This is a genomic window from Chryseobacterium sp. UF-290 (assembly GCF_058245615.1).
Window position 1 is genome coordinate 70,508 of sequence record NZ_JBSICB010000006.1, and the last position, 18,596, is coordinate 89,103.

Annotated in this window: 13 protein-coding genes; 9 read left to right on the forward strand and 4 right to left on the reverse strand. The window is 39.6% G+C overall.

The features are described from left to right. The first annotated feature begins 80 nt into the window (after positions 1 to 80). From AC4IF5_RS08960 to AC4IF5_RS08985, 6 genes are read left to right on the forward strand one after another with little or no spacing between them, the layout of a single operon-like run. Positions 81 to 2,999, forward strand: a complete 2,919-nt coding sequence (locus AC4IF5_RS08960; RefSeq protein WP_490733703.1) for a SusC/RagA family TonB-linked outer membrane protein — start codon at positions 81 to 83, stop codon at positions 2,997 to 2,999. A gap of 11 nt (positions 3,000 to 3,010) precedes the next feature. Then, positions 3,011 to 4,561, forward strand: a complete 1,551-nt coding sequence (locus AC4IF5_RS08965; RefSeq protein WP_490733705.1) for a RagB/SusD family nutrient uptake outer membrane protein — start codon at positions 3,011 to 3,013, stop codon at positions 4,559 to 4,561. A gap of 2 nt (positions 4,562 to 4,563) precedes the next feature. After that, entirely contained in the window at positions 4,564 to 5,988 is a 1,425-nt protein-coding gene (locus tag AC4IF5_RS08970; RefSeq protein WP_490733707.1) for a glycoside hydrolase family 30 protein, read from the forward strand. Between the two features lie 9 nt (positions 5,989 to 5,997). Beyond that, positions 5,998 to 8,220, forward strand: a complete 2,223-nt coding sequence (locus AC4IF5_RS08975; protein WP_490733709.1) for a glycoside hydrolase family 3 N-terminal domain-containing protein — start codon at positions 5,998 to 6,000, stop codon at positions 8,218 to 8,220. Between the two features lie 53 nt (positions 8,221 to 8,273). Next, positions 8,274 to 9,083, forward strand: coding sequence for a glycoside hydrolase family 16 protein (locus tag AC4IF5_RS08980; protein WP_490733710.1), 810 nt, complete (start codon positions 8,274 to 8,276; stop codon positions 9,081 to 9,083). A 37-nt stretch (positions 9,084 to 9,120) separates the two neighbouring features. Next, complete coding sequence (locus tag AC4IF5_RS08985) at positions 9,121 to 10,560, forward strand: glycoside hydrolase family 30 protein (protein WP_490733712.1); 1,440 nt, start codon at positions 9,121 to 9,123, stop codon at positions 10,558 to 10,560. An 83-nt stretch (positions 10,561 to 10,643) separates the two neighbouring features. Here the strand turns inward: AC4IF5_RS08985 and AC4IF5_RS08990 are convergent, their stop codons facing one another. Together AC4IF5_RS08990 and AC4IF5_RS08995 are read right to left on the reverse strand one after the other, a co-directional pair. After that, positions 10,644 to 11,453 carry an enoyl-ACP reductase FabI gene (locus AC4IF5_RS08990; RefSeq protein ID WP_490733714.1) on the reverse strand — a complete coding sequence of 270 codons (810 nt, stop codon included), beginning with the start codon at positions 11,451 to 11,453 and terminating at the stop codon, positions 10,644 to 10,646. A gap of 121 nt (positions 11,454 to 11,574) precedes the next feature. Further along, positions 11,575 to 11,874: a hypothetical protein gene (locus tag AC4IF5_RS08995; protein ID WP_490733716.1), complete on the reverse strand. Its 300-nt coding sequence runs from the start codon at positions 11,872 to 11,874 to the stop codon at positions 11,575 to 11,577. Between the two features lie 144 nt (positions 11,875 to 12,018). On the opposite strand from AC4IF5_RS08995, the gene AC4IF5_RS09000 reads away from it, so the two are divergent. After that, positions 12,019 to 12,576, forward strand: a complete 558-nt coding sequence (locus tag AC4IF5_RS09000) for a DNA-3-methyladenine glycosylase I (protein WP_490733718.1) — start codon at positions 12,019 to 12,021, stop codon at positions 12,574 to 12,576. Positions 12,577 to 12,712: 136 nt separating this feature from the next. Here AC4IF5_RS09000 and AC4IF5_RS09005 read toward each other — a convergent pair whose 3' ends face one another. Both AC4IF5_RS09005 and AC4IF5_RS09010 read right to left on the reverse strand, forming a co-directional pair. Then, positions 12,713 to 13,567: a nucleoside phosphorylase gene (locus tag AC4IF5_RS09005; protein WP_490733720.1), complete on the reverse strand. Its 855-nt coding sequence runs from the start codon at positions 13,565 to 13,567 to the stop codon at positions 12,713 to 12,715. A 21-nt stretch (positions 13,568 to 13,588) separates the two neighbouring features. Next, a complete protein-coding gene (locus AC4IF5_RS09010) occupies positions 13,589 to 14,074 on the reverse strand; it encodes a hypothetical protein (protein WP_490733722.1) in 486 nt (161 codons plus the stop codon). 229 nt (positions 14,075 to 14,303) lie between these two features. On the opposite strand from AC4IF5_RS09010, the gene AC4IF5_RS09015 reads away from it, so the two are divergent. Together AC4IF5_RS09015 and AC4IF5_RS09020 are read left to right on the forward strand one after the other, a co-directional pair. Then, positions 14,304 to 16,133, forward strand: coding sequence for a cytochrome-c peroxidase (locus AC4IF5_RS09015; protein ID WP_490733724.1), 1,830 nt, complete (start codon positions 14,304 to 14,306; stop codon positions 16,131 to 16,133). Between the two features lie 256 nt (positions 16,134 to 16,389). Continuing rightward, positions 16,390 to 18,543, forward strand: coding sequence for an alkaline phosphatase PhoX (locus tag AC4IF5_RS09020; protein ID WP_490733726.1), 2,154 nt, complete (start codon positions 16,390 to 16,392; stop codon positions 18,541 to 18,543). Positions 18,544 to 18,596 lie beyond the last annotated feature (53 nt).

An 18,596-nucleotide genomic window follows, 5' to 3' on the forward strand; every position in this document is an offset into this window, starting at 1 on the left:
TTTGTGAATGGAATGTTAATTAATTGAAAAAAAATATATTTTTATTGTCTCAATTTGAGAATTAAACAAAACTATAATATATGAATGTAAGAATATCAAGAAGCTTAGGAGCAGTCGCCGTCCTCTATTTTACGGCGAGCTTCAGTGCCCAGACCCAGCAGAAGGACACACTTTCCAAAGAGAATAAAATAGACGAGATCGTAGTGATCGGTTATGGTACTCAGAAAAAAAGTAATGTGACTGGTGCTATCGCAAGTATTAAAGCCAGTGATATAGAAAACATTCCGGCAGGGAAGCCGGAGCAGGTATTGCAGGGAAGAGCTGCGGGGGTTTCTGTAGTAACCAATTCCGGACAGCCTGGTGCTCCGGCAACGGTACGTGTGCGTGGAATTACCAGTTTTGGAGCAGGAAGTAACAGTCCTCTGTGGGTTGTGGATGGTATCGTTGTAGATAATATCGGATGGCTGAACCAGTCTGATATAGAAAGTATAGAAGTACTGAAGGATGGGGCCTCCGCCGCCATCTATGGGGTTTCCGCTGCAAAAGGGGTAATTCTTGTGACGACAAAAAAGGGGAAAAGAGGAAAGCTGACTCTTTCTTATAATGGATTTTATGGTATTTCAAATGCCTCTAAGAAATTGGATCTTTTAGACGCTACCCAATATGCCAAAATTATTAATGAAGGTTTTGTGAATGATGGAGGAACTCCCAGGTTTTCCAACCCTGAGTCACTTGGAAAAGGAACAAACTGGCAGGATGCTATTTTCGGGACAGGTGAAAAATCCTCTCATGAAGTAAGCATTACGGGAGGTAATGAAAAGTCAACATACTATACATCGTTCGGATATTTTGATCAGACGGGTATTGTAATGAGTGATATCTCTTATTACAAAAGGATCAATGCCCGATTCAACTCTACCCATAAGGTAACCGATTATCTGACTTTAGGGCAAACCTTTGCTTATACCCATATAAAATCCCAGGGAATCAGTGCCAACGAAGAATTCGGTGGTCCGTTAGCTTCAGCTGTTAACCTGGATCCTACAACGCCAGTGGTGGTTACAGATTGGTCTATGGTAGATCCAAACGGCTACACCAACCCCTATATCATTCGGGATCCTAATGGTAATCCATACGGAATTTCTCGTTATGTAAACCAGGAAATGACCAATCCGCAGGCATTCCGTCACATACAGCAAGGAAATTATAGCTGGTCGGATGATTTTGTAGGAAATGTTTTTGCCGAACTTAAGTTTCTGAAAAATTTCACATTCAAAACAAGTCTGAACGGTAAGAGATCATATTGGGGCAGCCGTACCTTTACCCCGAAATATTATTTAAGTCCCAATTATAACAATACAAGCTTTAACAGCCTGAATAAGGTAGACGAAAATAAGTTCGAATGGAGTATGGAAAATACTTTAACTTATCAGAATAAGATCGGAGACCACAATATCAATGTGATGATAGGACAGGGAGTTTACCGGTACAATATAGCAGGAGGAACCAGTCTGACGTATAGCAATTTGCCTATTGAACATTGGCAGGATGCCTCTTTCAACTTTAATATTCCTCAGGATGATATTACGGCAACAGGCTGGGATGGTATCCAGACCCGTAAAGCGTCCTATTTCGGTAGAATTATTTACGATTATGCCGATAAGTATTTATTTACCGGAACGATTCGTAGAGATGGCTCTTCAAAATTTGCCACGAATCAGCATTGGGGGACTTTCCCATCCATGTCTTTAGGATGGAATGTTCACAAAGAAAATTTCTGGCCGGAAAATAAGGTGATCAATAACCTGAAACTGAGAGGAGGTTATGGTGTTTTAGGAAATGATGAGATGGATAATTTCAGATTTGCAAGCTTCATGGTTTCCGGTAGCAACTACACCAATTCCGGAAATAATATCATCATAGGATATGCGCCAAGTACATTGGAAAATCCAAACCTGAAATGGGAGCAAACCAGCCAGCTGAATATTGCTGCAGATTTAAAGTTATTCAACAATTTCACCTTTACAGCAGACTGGTATAAAAAGAAAACATCTGATATTCTGAGGCAAATTAATATTCCCGGCTATGTGGGAGTACCTAATTTACCTTGGTCAAACGTAGGGGATATGGAAAACTCCGGTTTGGAGCTTGAGCTGGGTTATAAAAAGAATTGGGAAGATTTCGGCATATCAGTGAACGGAAATTTTGCAACAATTAAAAACAAGGTTTTGCGATTAGAAGACGATATTGAATACTTTAATCTTGCTTCTTTCCAAACTATGGGAGCGGTATCAAGGGTAGTGGTTGGGCAGCCTTACGGATCATTTTACGGACAAACTTATAGTGGAGTTTTCCAGAATCAGGCACAGATTGACAGCTATGTAAATGCTAATGGAGACAAATTATTACCTGATGCAAGACCGGGAGATTTCATCTGGCAGGACAATAACGGGGATGGAAAAATTGATGACAATGATAAAGTAAACTTAGGAAGCTCTATTCCGAAATATACTTTTGGACTGACAGTGAATATGAATTATAAGAATTTCGATTTGATGATGTTTGCACAAGGGCAGGCAGGTAACAAGATTTTCCAGGGTTTAAGAAGATTGGATATGCTTGATGCCAATTATCAGACGAGAGTGCTGGACCGCTGGACAGGGGAAGGCTCTACCAACGAGAGTCCAAGAATTACACGTAATGACCCGAACCATAACTATTCCTGGATGTCAAACTACTATCTTCAGAAAGGAGATTATGTACGTTTGAAAATCGTCCAGTTAGGGTACACGATTCCTCAGGACGTTACAAAACGTTTTGGAATGAGCAAAGTAAGATTGTATATCACCGGAGAAAACCTGCTTACTTTCACAAAATATACTGGCTATGATCCGGAAATTGCAGGAAGAAATAATTCTGAACAGGATATTATCGGTGTAGACAGAGCTTACTACCCTCAAGCCAGAACATTCCTGATAGGTGCCAATATTCAATTTTAATTACCAACAACATGAAAAATAAGAATTTTATATATAAAGGACTTGCGATCACATTTCTGACAGGTCTAAGCTTTAGTAACATTGCCTGTGGCGATTCATATCTGGATGATGTAAAGAATTCAGGATCTTTTAAAACGGATTTATATTTCCAAAATGAGCAGCAATCTTTTAGTGCTTTGGTTTCTGTATATGATATATTAAGAAAATATTCCGGCGGATTCGAGAATTCAGTTACTTTTTTTAATGCAGGATCAGATGATTTTTATTCCGGAGGCGGAAACTCTAATGATGGAGCAGGTATTCAGGGAATGAATAATTATATGATTAATCCCAATACCATGCCTGCCAGCTACTGGAGGGATTATTATCAGGGAATAGCAAGAGCTACTCTTTTAATAGAGAAAGTCCCCGATGCTTCCATGAGTGAGGATCTTAAAAAAAGATATATTGCGGAGGCAAAAGTTCTTCGGTCTCTATATTATTTCGAGCTTGTAAGAATGTTTGGAAATATCCCACTGATACTTAAATCTATAAAATTTGATGACGATTACTGGAATATCCCTCAGGCTAAGCCAAGTGAAATTTATGAGCAGATAGAGAGTGATATGAATGCGGCAATTCCAGATTTAATGTTTACAGCAAGCGGAAATGACAGAGGAAGAATTACTCAGGGAACAGCCAGGGCCATATTGGGAAAAATTTATCTGTATGATAAAAAAATGACTGAAGCAGCGGCACAGTTTGCTGAAGTAAACGGGACACCCGGAGGAACCAGCCAATATGGATATAAGCTCGTAGAAAATTATGCAGATTTATTTAAAGTTGGACCTGAAAAAGAGGATCCGTACAAATTTTCAACGGAATCTATTCTGGAAGTAATGCATACCAATAAAGGAAACTCCGACTGGGGATTCTGGGGGCAGGGAAAAGATGAAGGGAACTCCATCAATGTAATGGTGGGACCCCGTTCTTACTCTTTGAAAGATATTCCTAATAATGATGCACCGGATGTATATTCAGGCTGGGCATTCAATACCGTTACAGAGGATCTGTTTAATTTCATGCAGGGTGATCCAAGATTGAACGTAACCATATTCAATGCAAAGCAATTGGTGGCAGATGGTAAAATTACCTATGGACCTGCGTTTGCAGATACCGGTTACTTCTTAAACAAATATATGCCTACGAATGATCTGAAAAGTTCACTTCCCGGACCTGCAGAACTGAATTTCAGACAGAATTATATTGCTATAAGATTAGCTGACACTTACCTGATGGAAGCCGAAGCCTTGGGGGCAGCAGGAGGAAGAGCTCAGGCGCTGCTGGACGCAGTAAGAGCAAGAGTGGGTTTACCTTCAGTTCCTGTTTCCTTACAGGCCATTAAAGATGAAAGAAGAAGAGAGCTTGCAGGTGAAGGACACCGTTGGTTTGACCTTGTGAGATGGGGAGATGCTCCTTCGAAGCTTGCATCTAAAGGATTTAAGAGTGGTAAAAATGAAATTCTGCCAATTCCGTTCAACGAATTGCCGAATACAGCTATGCATCAAAATCCAGGCTACTAAATATGAAGTTTCACAACTTATATAGTTTCTTTAAAGGTACTGCACTGCTATGCGGTGTAGTACTTTTTCCTTTATCGTGCACATCAGTTGCCTCCAATGAAGGAAATGAGGTTAGATATTGGCTTACAAAAGGTGACGAAAGCGTAGCATTACAGTTGCAGGCCCCTGCTAAATTTGTAAATACTTCCAACAGCTTTCAACATATTGAAATTGATGATTCCCAGATGTTTCAATATGTTGATGGTTTCGGATATACATTGACGGGAGGGAGTGTAGAAGTGATCAACAGATTGTCTCCTTCAAAAAGAAAAGCTTTGCTTAATGAGCTTTTCGGAAGCGGTAAAAACTCGATTTCCATAAGCTATTTAAGGCTAAGTATTGGCGCTTCTGATCTTGATGGGGACGTTTTTTCATATGATGACCTTCCTGAAGGACAGACGGATGCCTCCCTTTCCAAATTCAGTCTGGAGAGAGATAAAGATCTGATCGCCATGCTGAAAGAGATCCTGAAAATCAACCCTGATATTAAAATTATCGCTGCCCCATGGTCGGCTCCGGTTTGGATGAAAGACAACGGGAAATCAAAAGGCGGAAGCATGAAACCTGAATTCTATGAAACGTATGCCAACTATTTTATGAAGTACATTCAGGGGATGAAAAATGAAGGGATAACCATTGATGCCGTTACTCCTCAGAATGAACCTTTACATCCGGGAAATAATCCGAGTCTTTATATGTCGTCTGCCCAGCAGGGAGAATTTATCAAGAACCATTTAGGCCCTGTTTTTAAGGCAAGCCATATCAAGACAAAGATTGTCGTATATGATCATAACTGTAACAAACCTGAATATGCTATTGATATTTTAAAAGACCCAAAAGCCAATCAGTATGTGGACGGATCTGCTTTCCATCTTTATGAAGGAGATATATCAGCATTAAGTACGGTCCACAATGCATTCCCGGACAAAAACCTATACTTTACGGAACAATGGACAGGCTCAAAAGGAACTTTTAACGAAGATCTGAACTGGCATATGAAAAATGTAATCATCGGTTCCATGCGAAATTGGAGCAAAACCGCTTTGGAATGGAATCTTGCCAATGATCCGGAGTATGGTCCGCATACAGATGGCGGATGTACGGAGTGTAAAGGGGCTATCACCGTTTCTGATAGTGAAAATTTCACAAGAAATGTCTCCTATTATATCATTGCGCATGCTTCAAAGTTTGTTCCTGCAGGCTCTCAGCGAATTGCCTCTACACAGACAGAAAATCTTTCAACAGCTGCTTTTAAGACTCCATCCGGGAAAATAGTGCTGATTGTTCAGAATGAGGATAAAGCAGATGAGAATTTTAATATTAAATTTGCCGGAAAAACCGCTACAGTAATGATTTCCGGACGTTCGGCAGCTACTTATATTTTTTAATTGGATACTATGAAAAAAGTGTATTTCTTATTGGCATTTTCAGCATTTGGGATGAGTGCCTACGGACAGAAAACAGTAGATCAGAAGGTGGCGGAATTGCTGTCTAAGATGACACTGGAAGAAAAAGTAGGGCAGATGGTCCAGTACAGTGGCTTTGAATATGCTACAGGTCCGCAGCATTCCAATTCGGCAGCGGTTTTGGAAGAAATAAAAAAAGGAAAGGTAGGCTCTATGCTGAATGTGGCCGGATCAGAAGAAACCAGGGCGTTTCAAAAGCTGGCGATGCAGTCGAGGCTGAAAATCCCTTTACTCTTTGGGCAGGATGTTATTCACGGTTACCGTACAACTTTTCCTGTGAATCTGGGACAGGCAGCAAGCTGGGATCTGGGAATGATAGAAAAATCAGAAAGGATCGCTGCTACCGAAGCCTCTGCTTACGGTATTCACTGGACTTTTGCCCCGATGGTGGATATTGCCAGAGACCCGAGATGGGGAAGAGTGATGGAAGGTTCCGGCGAAGATACCTATCTGGGAACAAAAATAGGCTTAGCCAGAATTAAAGGCTTCCAGGGCAAAGGATTGGGAAATCTGGATGCTGTGATGGCCTGTGCCAAGCACTTTGCGGCTTATGGAGCTGCTGTCGGGGGAAGAGATTATAACTCTGTTGATATGAGTCTCAGGCAGCTGAATGAAACTTATCTTCCTCCTTTCAAAGCAGCCGCAGAAGCAGGAGTAGCTACTTTTATGAACTCTTTCAATGATATCAACGGAATCCCGGCTACAGCCAATCAATATATCCAAAGAAACCTTTTAAAAGGAAAATGGAACTATAAAGGCTTTGTCGTTTCAGACTGGGGCAGTATCGGGGAAATGACTCCTCACGGTTATGCCAAAGATGCCGGCGAAGCTGCTGAAAAAGCAATTCTGGGAGGAAGCGATATGGATATGGAAAGCCGTGTGTATATTACTGAGCTTCCCAAACTTGTTAAAGAAGGCAAGGTAGATGTAAAACTGGTAAATGATGCGGCAGGAAGAATTTTAACCAAGAAATTCGAAATGGGTCTTTTTGATGATCCTTACAGGTTCAGCAATGAGAAAAGGCAAAAAGAGCAGACGGATAATCTTGAACATAGAAAATTCGGAAGAGAATTCGGCTCAAAAAGTATTGTTCTTCTTAAAAACCAGGGAAACCTGCTGCCCCTTTCAAAAAATGTGAAAACAGTTGCGCTGATCGGACCTTTCGGAAAAGAAACCGTAGCGAATCACGGATTCTGGTCTGTAGCATTTAAAGATGATAGTCAAAGAATCGTTTCACAGTTTGACGGGATAAAAAGTCAGCTCGATAAAAACTCGACATTATTATATGCTAAAGGCTGCAATGTGGATGATCAGGACAAAAGCATGTTTGCAGAAGCCGTGGAAACCGCAAAAAAGGCAGATATAGTAATTATGACACTGGGAGAAGGACATGCGATGAGTGGTGAAGCAAAAAGCAGAAGCCATATTGGCTTTTCCGGTGTTCAGGAAGATCTGCTGAAAGAAATTGCAAAGACGGGAAAGCCTGTTATTCTGATGATCAATGCAGGAAGACCTCTGATCTTCAACTGGGCGGCAGATCATATTCCGGCCATCCTGTACACATGGTGGCTGGGAACTGAGGCTGGAAATTCTATTGCAGACGTCCTGTTTGGAACAGTGAACCCGGGAGGAAAGCTTCCGATGACCTTCCCAAGAACTGAAGGGCAGATTCCGGTTTATTACAATCATTATAACACAGGAAGACCTGCGAAAAATAATACGGACAGAAATTATGTTTCAGCTTATATTGATCTTGACAATGATCCGAAATTTCCATTCGGATACGGTTTAAGCTATACTGACTTTACCTATTCCGATATGGTTTTAAGCTCAGCAAACCTTGTAGGGAATCAGACGCTGAACATCAGTGTTACCGTTTCCAATACAGGAAAATATGATGGTGAAGAGGTAGTACAGCTTTATATCAGAGATCTTTTCGGAAAAGTGGTAAGACCGGTAAAAGAGCTGAAGGGTTTTCAGAAAATATTCCTCAAAAAAGGAGAAAGTAAAAAAGTTGAGTTCAGGCTGGCCCCTGAAGATCTTAAATTTTTTGATGACGAGCTGAATTTTGACTGGGAAGGCGGAGAATTTGATATTATGGTAGGAACTGACTCTCAAAACGTACAGACCAAAAGAATCAACTGGACCAGGTAAACTAAATAGGACCAGCTTAGACAAAATAAAAAACTGATTATCATAGTAACAATATGAAATTTAAACTCCGAAATACCATTCAGATTTGTACAGCTGCAATATTGATGCTGCCTGTAGTAAACTGTACCTCAACTAAAACAGATACCGGCAAAAAGCTGGTCTGGAGTGATGAATTTAACGGAAATGGACTTCCGGATTCATTAAAATGGAATTACGATGTAGGCGGCGACGGCTATGGAAATAATGAAGCTCAGTTCTATACAAAAAACAGGCTTGAAAACGCCAGAATGGAAAACGGAAACCTTGTTATTGAGGCCAGAAAAGAAAACTGGGAAAAGAACCAGTATACTTCCGCAAGACTTTTAACCAAAGGAAAATTCTCTTTTCAGTATGGAACCATAGAAGTGAGAGCAAAGCTGCCTAAAGGCCGCGGAACCTGGCCGGCCATCTGGATGATGAGTGAAAAGATGAAAAAATGGCCGGATGACGGTGAACTGGATATTATGGAACATGTCGGTTTTAATCAGGGATACGTACATGCTTCAGTCCATACCAAAAAATATAACCATATCCAGGGAACGCAGAAAACAGATACCTTGATTGTAAAGGATGCAAGTGAAAAATTTCATGTATATAAAGCTGAGTGGACACCGGAAAAAATAGATGTTTATATGGATGACCAAAAATTTTTCACTTATGAAAATAAAGAAAAAACCTATGAAGCATGGCCTTTTGATCAGCCTTATTTTATCATTTTAAACTTGGCGGTCGGTGGTTTCTGGGGCGGAAAGGAGGGGATAGATGATCGTATTTTTCCACAAAAATATTATATAGACTATGTAAGGGTCTATCAGAATAAATAATGAAAAAGAGGGCCGTTTTGCCCAAAAAAGAAAAAACATGAGAAAACTAATCGTAAGTTGTTTGGTAATAGGTGTTGTCATTAATGTCAATGCCCAGAATTATTGGAAAAAGAATGCAGGGAAAACAGCTAAAGTGATCCTTACCAACTCTAAGGCGGAAGAAAAGATGGCAGACAAAGGATCTGTAAGGTTTGAACAGTTTGGACAGCCTAAAGAAACGGACGCTTGTATTTTTGTAGCTCCGGCTTTTAAATATCAGAAACTGATAGGCATTGGAGGGGCTATTACAGACGCGTCAGCAGAAACTTTTTATAAAATGCCTAAGAATAAGCAAAAAGAAATCCTTGATGCTTATTTTGGTAAAAACGGATTGGGATACACCGTAGTTCGTACGAATATGAATTCCTGTGATTTTTCCAGCGATTCTTACACCTATGTGGAAGACAATGATACTTCTCTGAAGACTTTTAATGTTGCCCATGATGAAAAATATAAGATCCCGCTGATAAAGGAAGCGCAGAAAGCAATAGGAAATAGTTTTACATTTTATTTCTCACCATGGAGTCCGCCGGCCTGGATGAAATCAAATAAAAGCCTGTACAAGGGGGGAAGACTGGAAAATCAGTATTACCAAACGTGGGCGGATTATTATATCAGATTCATCAAAGAATACGAAAAAAGAGGAATCAATGTCTGGGGGCTAACCGTCCAGAATGAGCCTATGGCTACACAGAGCTGGGAGTCCTGTATCTACACCGCTGAAGAAGAAGGGGATTTCCTGAAGAACAATCTCGGGCCGACCCTCTGGAAAAACGGCTATAAAGATAAAAAAGTAATGATCTGGGATCACAACAGGGATCTGATCTATCAGAGAGCAACAACAACATTAAGCGATCCTGAAACCTCAAAGTATGCTCATGGAATTGGGTATCACTGGTATGAAACATGGAACAATAAAACCCAGCTTTTCGACAATCTGGAAGAGACCCACAGAGCTTTTCCTGATAAATTCCTGGCTTTCACAGAAGGCTGTAAAGAGCAGTTTAAAATGGATAAAATTTATGATGTAAGCCTTGGAGAGCTGTATGGTAAAAATATGCTGAATGATTTCAACAAAGGGAACGCTTTATGGACAGACTGGAATATTCTGCTGGATGAAACCGGAGGTCCCAATCATAAAGGAAATTTCTGCTTTGCCCCGATTATTGCAGATACCAAAACAGGAGAAGTATTCTATACCTATGAATACTATTACATCGGTCATGTTTCAAAATATATCAAACCGAATGCCCAGAGAATAGGAAGCTCTTCCAACAGGGCAGCTCTGACCTCCTCTGCTTTTATGAATGAAAACGGGCAGCTGGTAACAGTAATCATGAATGATTCGGATAATGATATCGAAACCAATCTATGGATCGAAGGAATGGCAGCAAAATTAACAGCACCTGCACATTCTATACAAACCGTAATTCTTTAATTTTCATATTAATATATTTTTTTACAAAACCGGCGGCCTCGAAGAGGTCGCCGGTTTATCTTTATAGCATATTTTAAATACTGTTATTCAGCATCATATTTACTGATCACTTTCTGAGTCACTCCGGAACTGCTGAAACCACCATCATGGAATAGGTTCTGCATGGTTACTTTTTTGGTAAGATCAGAGAATAATGTTACACAATAGTTCGCACAGTCAAGGGCTGTAGCGTTTCCTAGCGGAGACATATCTTCAGCATATCCAAGGAAACCTCCGAAGCCTTTCACGCCACTACCTGCCGTAGTAGGAGTTGGTGATTGGGAAACTGTATTGACACGTACTTTTCTCTCTCCCCAGTAATTTCCGAAAGTTCTTGCGATACTTTCCAGATACGCTTTATTATCAGACATATCATTGTAATCAGGGAAAGTTCTCTGAGCTGCAATATAAGTAAGGGCAAGAATGCTTCCCCATTCGTTCATACAGTCTTTTTCCCAGGCTACACGCATTACTTTGTGGAAAGATACGGCAGAAACGTCCCATCCTTTTTCCAACCAGTCGTAATTCATTTCCGTATAGTGTTTTCCTTTTCTTACATTTACGGACATCCCGATAGAGTGAAGGATAAAGTCAATTTTACCAAATTTTGCGACAGCGGCATCAAAAAGTTTTTCAAGATCTTCCACGGAAGTGGCATCAGCACCTATTACATCGGAACCTGTCTTTTCAGCTAGAGCATTCAGCTCTCCCATTCTCATTGCGATAGGAGCATTCGACAAGATAAATTCAGCACCTTCTTCATGACATCTTTCAGCAACTTTCCATGCGATAGATTGTTCATTAAGGGCTCCAAAAATAATTCCCTTTTTGCCTTTAAGTAAACCGTATGACATAATTTTTTAATGTTTATTATAATTACAAATGTAGCAATAATTGTGGTTATGACATAATAAAAAATGGAGCCTTATCAATTTAAGACTCCATTTTCTTGAAAATATTTATATGACTGAAATACTAATTGGTTTTCTTATTCCATTCCGCCTTTACATCTTCTGCCGCATCTTTGGTTTTTTCCCATGCCTCATCCGCTTTATCCTTAATGTCTTCCCAGGCGTCTGATACATTAGCTTTTACCCTGTCAAGCCAGTCTTCCTGGTTCGCTTCCTGATCATTACTGCGCTTTTCATTGATATAATCCTTGGCTCTGTCTGCCAATTCATTGATTTTCCATTTTGCCTTGTCTGCTGCATTCTGTAAAGAGTTTTCTGCGTTATTTACTGCATTTTCCGCTTTGTTATAATCTGAATTGTTCATAATATTATAAATTTGGATTTGTAACAGTAAATAAACAATAACCATTCCTAAAACCGGACTGTTCTGTTAAACTTTTCATAATCTTTTGTTATACTTCTCTAAATCAATCTTACCTTTATCCTAATATTCTAAAAATTAATAATTATGGAAAGAATACGCTGCGGATGGTGCGAAAAAGATGATCTGTACAGGAAATATCATGATGAAGAATGGGGCAGACCTGTTTATGATGATGAAACGATATTTGAATTTCTGATCCTTGAAAGCTTTCAGGCCGGGCTAAGCTGGTATACGATTCTGTCTAAAAGAGAAAACTTCAGAAAAGCCTTCGATCATTTTGATTATAAAAAAATGGCGGTTTATTCTGATCAGAAAATAGAGGAACTTATGAATGATGCGGGGATTATCAGGAACAGGCTCAAAATATTGGCAGCAGTCACCAATGCACAGAAGTTCATGGAAGTGCAGAATGAGTTTGGCAGTTTCTCCGAATATATTTGGGGATTTATTAATGGAAAGCCTGTTGACAATCGGCCAAAAGCTTTATCAGAGGTCCCTGCTACAACAGAAATTTCTGATATTATTTCCAAAGACCTTAAAAAAAGAGGCTTCAAATTTATGGGATCTACCGTAGTATATGCTCATATGCAGGCTACAGGTATGGTCAATGATCACCTTGAAAATTGTTTTATCAGGTCGTGATGAATTGTAATGCATCATATTATTCAACAGGAACGGGCTCTATCCTGCCTGGTTTCAGTCAAAACCTGTAAAAAAGCCTTTGGAAATAATTTCCAAAGGCTTGTATTTATAAATAGCTTAGACTTTAATCTGTGAGTTATTGAATAATTCTGTCAAGTACCCAGGTGATCAGATTCTTTTCAGAAGCATGGTGGTCTGCAGAGAATTCTCCACGTCTTCTGTTGGCGATCACATTATTTACGGTGATGGCTTTGTGTCCTAACAGCTTTGAAAGCGCATATATGGCTGAAGTTTCCATTTCAAAGTTGGTGATTCCAAGATCATTTAATGTTTCAAGGAATTGATCATCTACCGCCTTTAGACGGAGCTGTCTTCCCTGCGGAGCATAGAATCCCGGGAATGTAGCGGTATTTCCGTGGTATTTGGCATCCTTATAATACTCACCCATTTCTTCTGCCCAGTCTGAGAAGTAAAGCATAGGCTTGATTCTTTCGTAAGGGAATTTTGCCAGGAAATTTTTAGAGAATTCATTTTCAAAGTTGTAATCCTGATAGAAATGCATCAGCCCGTCTAATCCTACAACGTTTTGGGTTACCAGCATATTGTCAACCTGTACATCAGGGTTCACGCTTCCGCAGGTTCCCATACGGAAAAGTTCAAGTGCCTTGTGCTCCGTTTTAAACTCTTTGTTTTTAAGATCGATGTTGACCAAAGCATCCAGTTCGTTCATGACAATATCGATATTTTCTGTTCCTATACCGGTTGACATTACTGTGATTCTTTCACCACGAAGCGTTCCTGTATGCGTATAGAATTCTCTTTTGTTTTTTTTGATTTCTACCGTGTCAAAATATTTCGAAACTTTTGCTACTCTGTCCGGGTCACCCACAAGGATGATTTTGTCAGCAATATCTTCAGGTAAAAGATTCAGGTGGTATACACTTCCGTCTTCATTCAGAACAAGTTCTGAGGCAGCAAGTTTGTTTAGCATAATATGTATATTTTTTGTTTTTTAATTAATAAAAATGGCGTCCTGATAAGGAGAGCCCATAAGCTCGTAGAGAGTGTTGTATTCTTCAACGATTCTTTTTTGCCCCTGTACGACTTCATATACTGTAATGATCGTTTTCTCAATATTTGTAGGATCCTTTCTCTGTGAAGTGATCTCATAAAAATGATTATCTTTTTTAAGGATAGAAACCAGTTCTTCTTTAGTCGAATTGTTTGAGGACATCATCCCGGGGAAATCCATAACGATATCTTTAAGTTCAGGATAGGTTTTATAGGGCTTTATTATTCCGTTGGAATAGACATAAACATTGGGAACAGCCTTATCTTTCTCAAGGCGGACCAGATAATAATCATTGCCCTTCTTCTCTGCGTATACGGCCATTTCCTGTTTTTTCTCCTGTTGATTTTCAGGCTGCTTTTTTTTCTGCGAAAATGCAGTCAGAGAAAGGAAACTTGCTGCAAAAGCAAATAATAGCTTTGTTTTCATAATATTATTTTAGTTTTGATGTTGTTGATTTTAAATAAAATGATCCTCTCCCAATAACCCTCACCATTATTTTGCCGGAAACTCAGAATATACCGGCCTTTAAGAATAATGAATTTTGATTTCGGGGTTTAAAATTAGTAAAAAATACTTTATCTTAAATATAAACATTATTTAATCTGCTATTAAAACTGAGATAACATCAGATGAATAGCTTTGCGGCTAAAAATTCATGAGATCGTACCCACTGCTTGTTGTCATCCTCCTGATAGGATTTGCAGTAATGTCTTTCAATCCGGTTTATAAAGGAAAGGAAAGCGAAAATACATTTGTCAATAAAGGTTTATCTGATTTTAAGGGAAAGCTTGAACAGCTGAAATCAGATGTCCGTCAGTTTTCAGAAGACCGGATTTCTGTTGAAGAATTACGGAAATCATTGAGCAGTACGAGAAACTCATTTAAAGAAATTGAATTTTATATTGCCTACCATTATCCTGAATTTACCAAAACACATCTGAATGCAGCCCCTTTATTTCATATAGAAGCTGCAGGAACGTCAGCATATACTTTGCCACCGGAAGGATTGCAGGTGCTGGATGAGCTTATCTTCTCAGATGAAGCCGCGGATGAAAAAGAAAAGATCAAAACGATCACAGACTTTCTATACAACAGCTATTCAGGTTTCTACCTGAGTGCAATAAAAAACGGATTAAGCAAAGGAAACAATAAGACATTACCTTTGCGTATAGAACTGATCAGGATCTATTCATTAGGAGTAACAGGATTTGATACTCCCGGTTCTTTAAATATTTCTGAAGAAACAAGCCATGCCCTTTCAGGGATACAAAAATACATCAATGATGATCCCTATTTTAAAAATTATAATGTACAAAAGGCCAATCAGACGTTAACTGAAGCGATAAGCTATCTTTCAGAGAATACCGATTTTGAAACTTTTGACAGGATAGAATTTTATAAAAAATACATACAGCCATTGTATGAGGAATTCGGAAAATGGGACGGAAGACCAGACGACCTGAAAGAATTTTCCGGCTGGAATGTTGGCAACAGGAATTTTTTCAGCAGTGATTTTTTAGATCCTTATTTTTATACTCTGCTGAAATCTTCAGAGGATAGTCCTGAGCTGCGTAATCTTGGAAAATCGATCTTCTATGACCAGAATGTAAGTGGTAACGGAAAAATGAGCTGTGCCACCTGCCACCTTCAGGAAAATGCCTTTACGGATCTTAAAGCAAAATCACAAAGCAATGTGGAAGGAAAAACAGTGCTGAGAAACGCTCCGTCACTTTATAATGCCGTGTTTGCCAAAAGATTTTTCTATGATCTTCGTGCTTTCTATCTTGAACAGCAGGCAGAGCATGTGATCTATAACGAAGAGGAGTTCAATACAAGCTATGAAAGCATTATTCAGAAGCTGAAAACAAAACCCGAATATAAAAAAGCTTTCCGCAGCGCTTTCAAAGATGGCAATATCAATAAGGAGAACTTTTCAAAAGCCTTAAGTTCCTATGTCGCTTCATTATATTCTTTTGACAGTGATTTTGACCGTTTTATGCGGAATGAAAAAGAGGTTTCTGATGAGGTGAAAAAAGGATTCAACCTGTTTATGGGAAAAGCCAATTGTGCTACCTGCCATTTTGCCCCTCATTTCTCAGGATTGGTCCCTCCGTTCTTTAATGAAAACGAATCAGAAGTTTTAGGAGTAACGACAAAACCCGTTAAACAGCCGCCTGTTGAATTGGATCATGACCTTGGGCGCGGAAACAGTCCTGTAAAAAAAGAAAAGTCCTGGATCTATGACTATTCCTTCAAGACCGTTACTGTGAGAAATATTGCGCTTACAAAGCCTTATTTTCATAACGGGGCATTCAATACGCTGGAAGAAGTGATGGATTTTTACAATGAAGGCGGAGGAGAAGGACTGGGGTTGAAAATGAAAAATCAAACGTTAGCACCGGATAAGCTGAACCTTACTGAAACTGAGATCAAACAGATTATAGCCTTCCTGAATGCCCTTACTGATGTGAGTAAAGCGAAATAAAGCGGAGTTCGGGATGCAGGGTACAATAAGCAGATTGAATAGTCAGTTATTAAAATCAATTGTATTTACTTGCTTATTATTATAAACCTTCCGCATCCCGAAACCTCAATTTTACCCCATATCTTAACAAAAAATTAATCCCCTTAACATTAGGTTTTAAATTTATTAATATTCACTAATTTATATTTAAAGTCCTATTAACAGAAGAGGAGCTCTAAAAAAATAGTTTTGCATCGTCTAATAAATCAAATTTAAAATGAAGAAAAAACTACTAACAATCGGAGCTTTGGCTTTGCTTGCCGGAACAGGCTTCCAGGCGCAGACTTTAATATTCGATAAAGGAGCATCCTGGAGCTATAAAGACAATAACCAGGCTCAGCCGGCAGGATGGAATGCCAAAACTTATGATATTTCATCATGGACGGTAGGAAACGCACCGTTGGGATATGGAGATCCGGTAACGACAACGATCAATTCAGGCCTTACTACCGCTTATTTTGCTAAAGATTTTACCGTAGATCTTTCAACACTGTCAGATAATATGGAGTTCGGTGTGATGAGAGATGACGGTATTGTAGTTTACCTTAACGGGGAAGAAGTGGTAAGAGATAATATGCCTGCAGGTACTATTACCTTCAATACTTTTTCCAGTACAACCATTGATGGTGCAGCGGAGAATGTTTATAATATTTTTTCTATTCCTAAATCAAAATTTGTAAACGGAACCAACAGGCTTTCCATTGAATTGCATAACAGAAGTGTTTCCAGCTCAGACCTTAGAATTGACGCTTATCTGAAAACAACGTCCACGACGACGAATCCGGTAGTTTGCAACGGAACGCATATCAGCTGCTTTACTTCCATTGTTCCTACCGCACAGACCAATAAACTGATCATTCCTGCTGAACATAAATATCAGCTTATTTTAAAAGAAGGTGATAGCTATACAGAAGGAGGAGGATTTGTAGGAGGACAGAATGACTTTACAGCGTATGTTGCCAAAGCGGGAAGCAGCACGAACGGATACCTTTCTGTAAACCACGAAACAAACCCCGGAGGGGTTACAATGGCTGAGATCAACTATAATGGCTCAACAAAACTTTGGGAACTGACAAGATCCAGAGCGGTAAGCTTCTCAGACCCTAGCCTGGTACAGACGATCAGAAACTGTTCAGGAGGAGTTACCCCTTGGGGAACTGTAGTGACTGCTGAAGAATCTGTTACTTCTAATGACGTAAATGCAGACGGATACAAAGATTATGGCTGGCTCGTGGAAATAGACCCTGCTACAGCTCAGGTTATTTCTAAAAACCCTGATGGTTCCAAAGGTAAGCTTTGGCAGATGGGAATTATGAACCATGAGAATGTAGTGGTCAATAATGCAGGAACTATTGCTTACTATGGGGAAGACGGAGGTACCCATATGGTATATAAATATGTAATGGATACTCCAAACGATCTTTCTTCAGGAAATCTTTATGTATTAAAGCTGGATCAGGGGCTTACTTCAGCAGGAGATCCGGTAGGAACTACAGCGACATGGATCCAGGTTCCGAATAAAACAAAAGCAGACCAAAATAATACGGCATCGCTTGCCCTGTCATTGGGAGGTACTAAATTTAATGGAGTAGAAGATGTGGATATCAGTCCATTGGATGGCAGAATCTATTTTACTGCAAAAGGATTAGACAGGGTATACCGTCTGCAGGATAACGGGACAACAGCCTCTCAGGTAGAAACATTTGTAGGAGGTGCTTCTACGGTATATTCTTTCAATACAGCACAGGGAATGAAGTCTGAAGCCTGGGGAGATGGTAATGATAACCTTACTTTCGATGAACTGGGTAACCTTTGGGTCCTTCAGGACGGAGGTAAGAACTATATCTGGGTCATTGCGCCGGATCACACGCAGGCTAACCCTAAAGTAAGACTGTTTGCTTCCATGCCCGCAGGATCAGAACCTACAGGACTTACATTTACTCCGGATCATAAATTTGGTTTCTTCTCGATTCAGCACCCGAATTCAACGATCTCTACAGATGTTGATGCAACCGGAAATACGATTAACTACAAAGGGAAATCAGCAACCATTGTGATTGCGCTTAAAAATAACCTAGGAATCGAAGGTTCCTTAGGAACGATTGAAAATCAGGCTGCTGAAAATACAGTAACCGTAGCGCCAAACCCAACTTCCGGAATCGTTAAGATCAATTCTGTAAAAGGATTAAAGGATATTGCTGTAACGGCTTACAGTGTAGACGGAAAGATCGTTTACACAAAGAAATTCAGCGGTACCAGCAAATCTCTTGATCTTGATTTCACACAACAGCTCGAAGGTTCCCGTGTTTTAATTCTGAATATTGAAGCAGAAGGAGGTTTCCAGAAGACTGTAAAACTTTTAAAGAAGTAAATTATTAATAAATTCCTGTCTGCCGGTAGTTCTGCTATCGGCAGACATTTTCT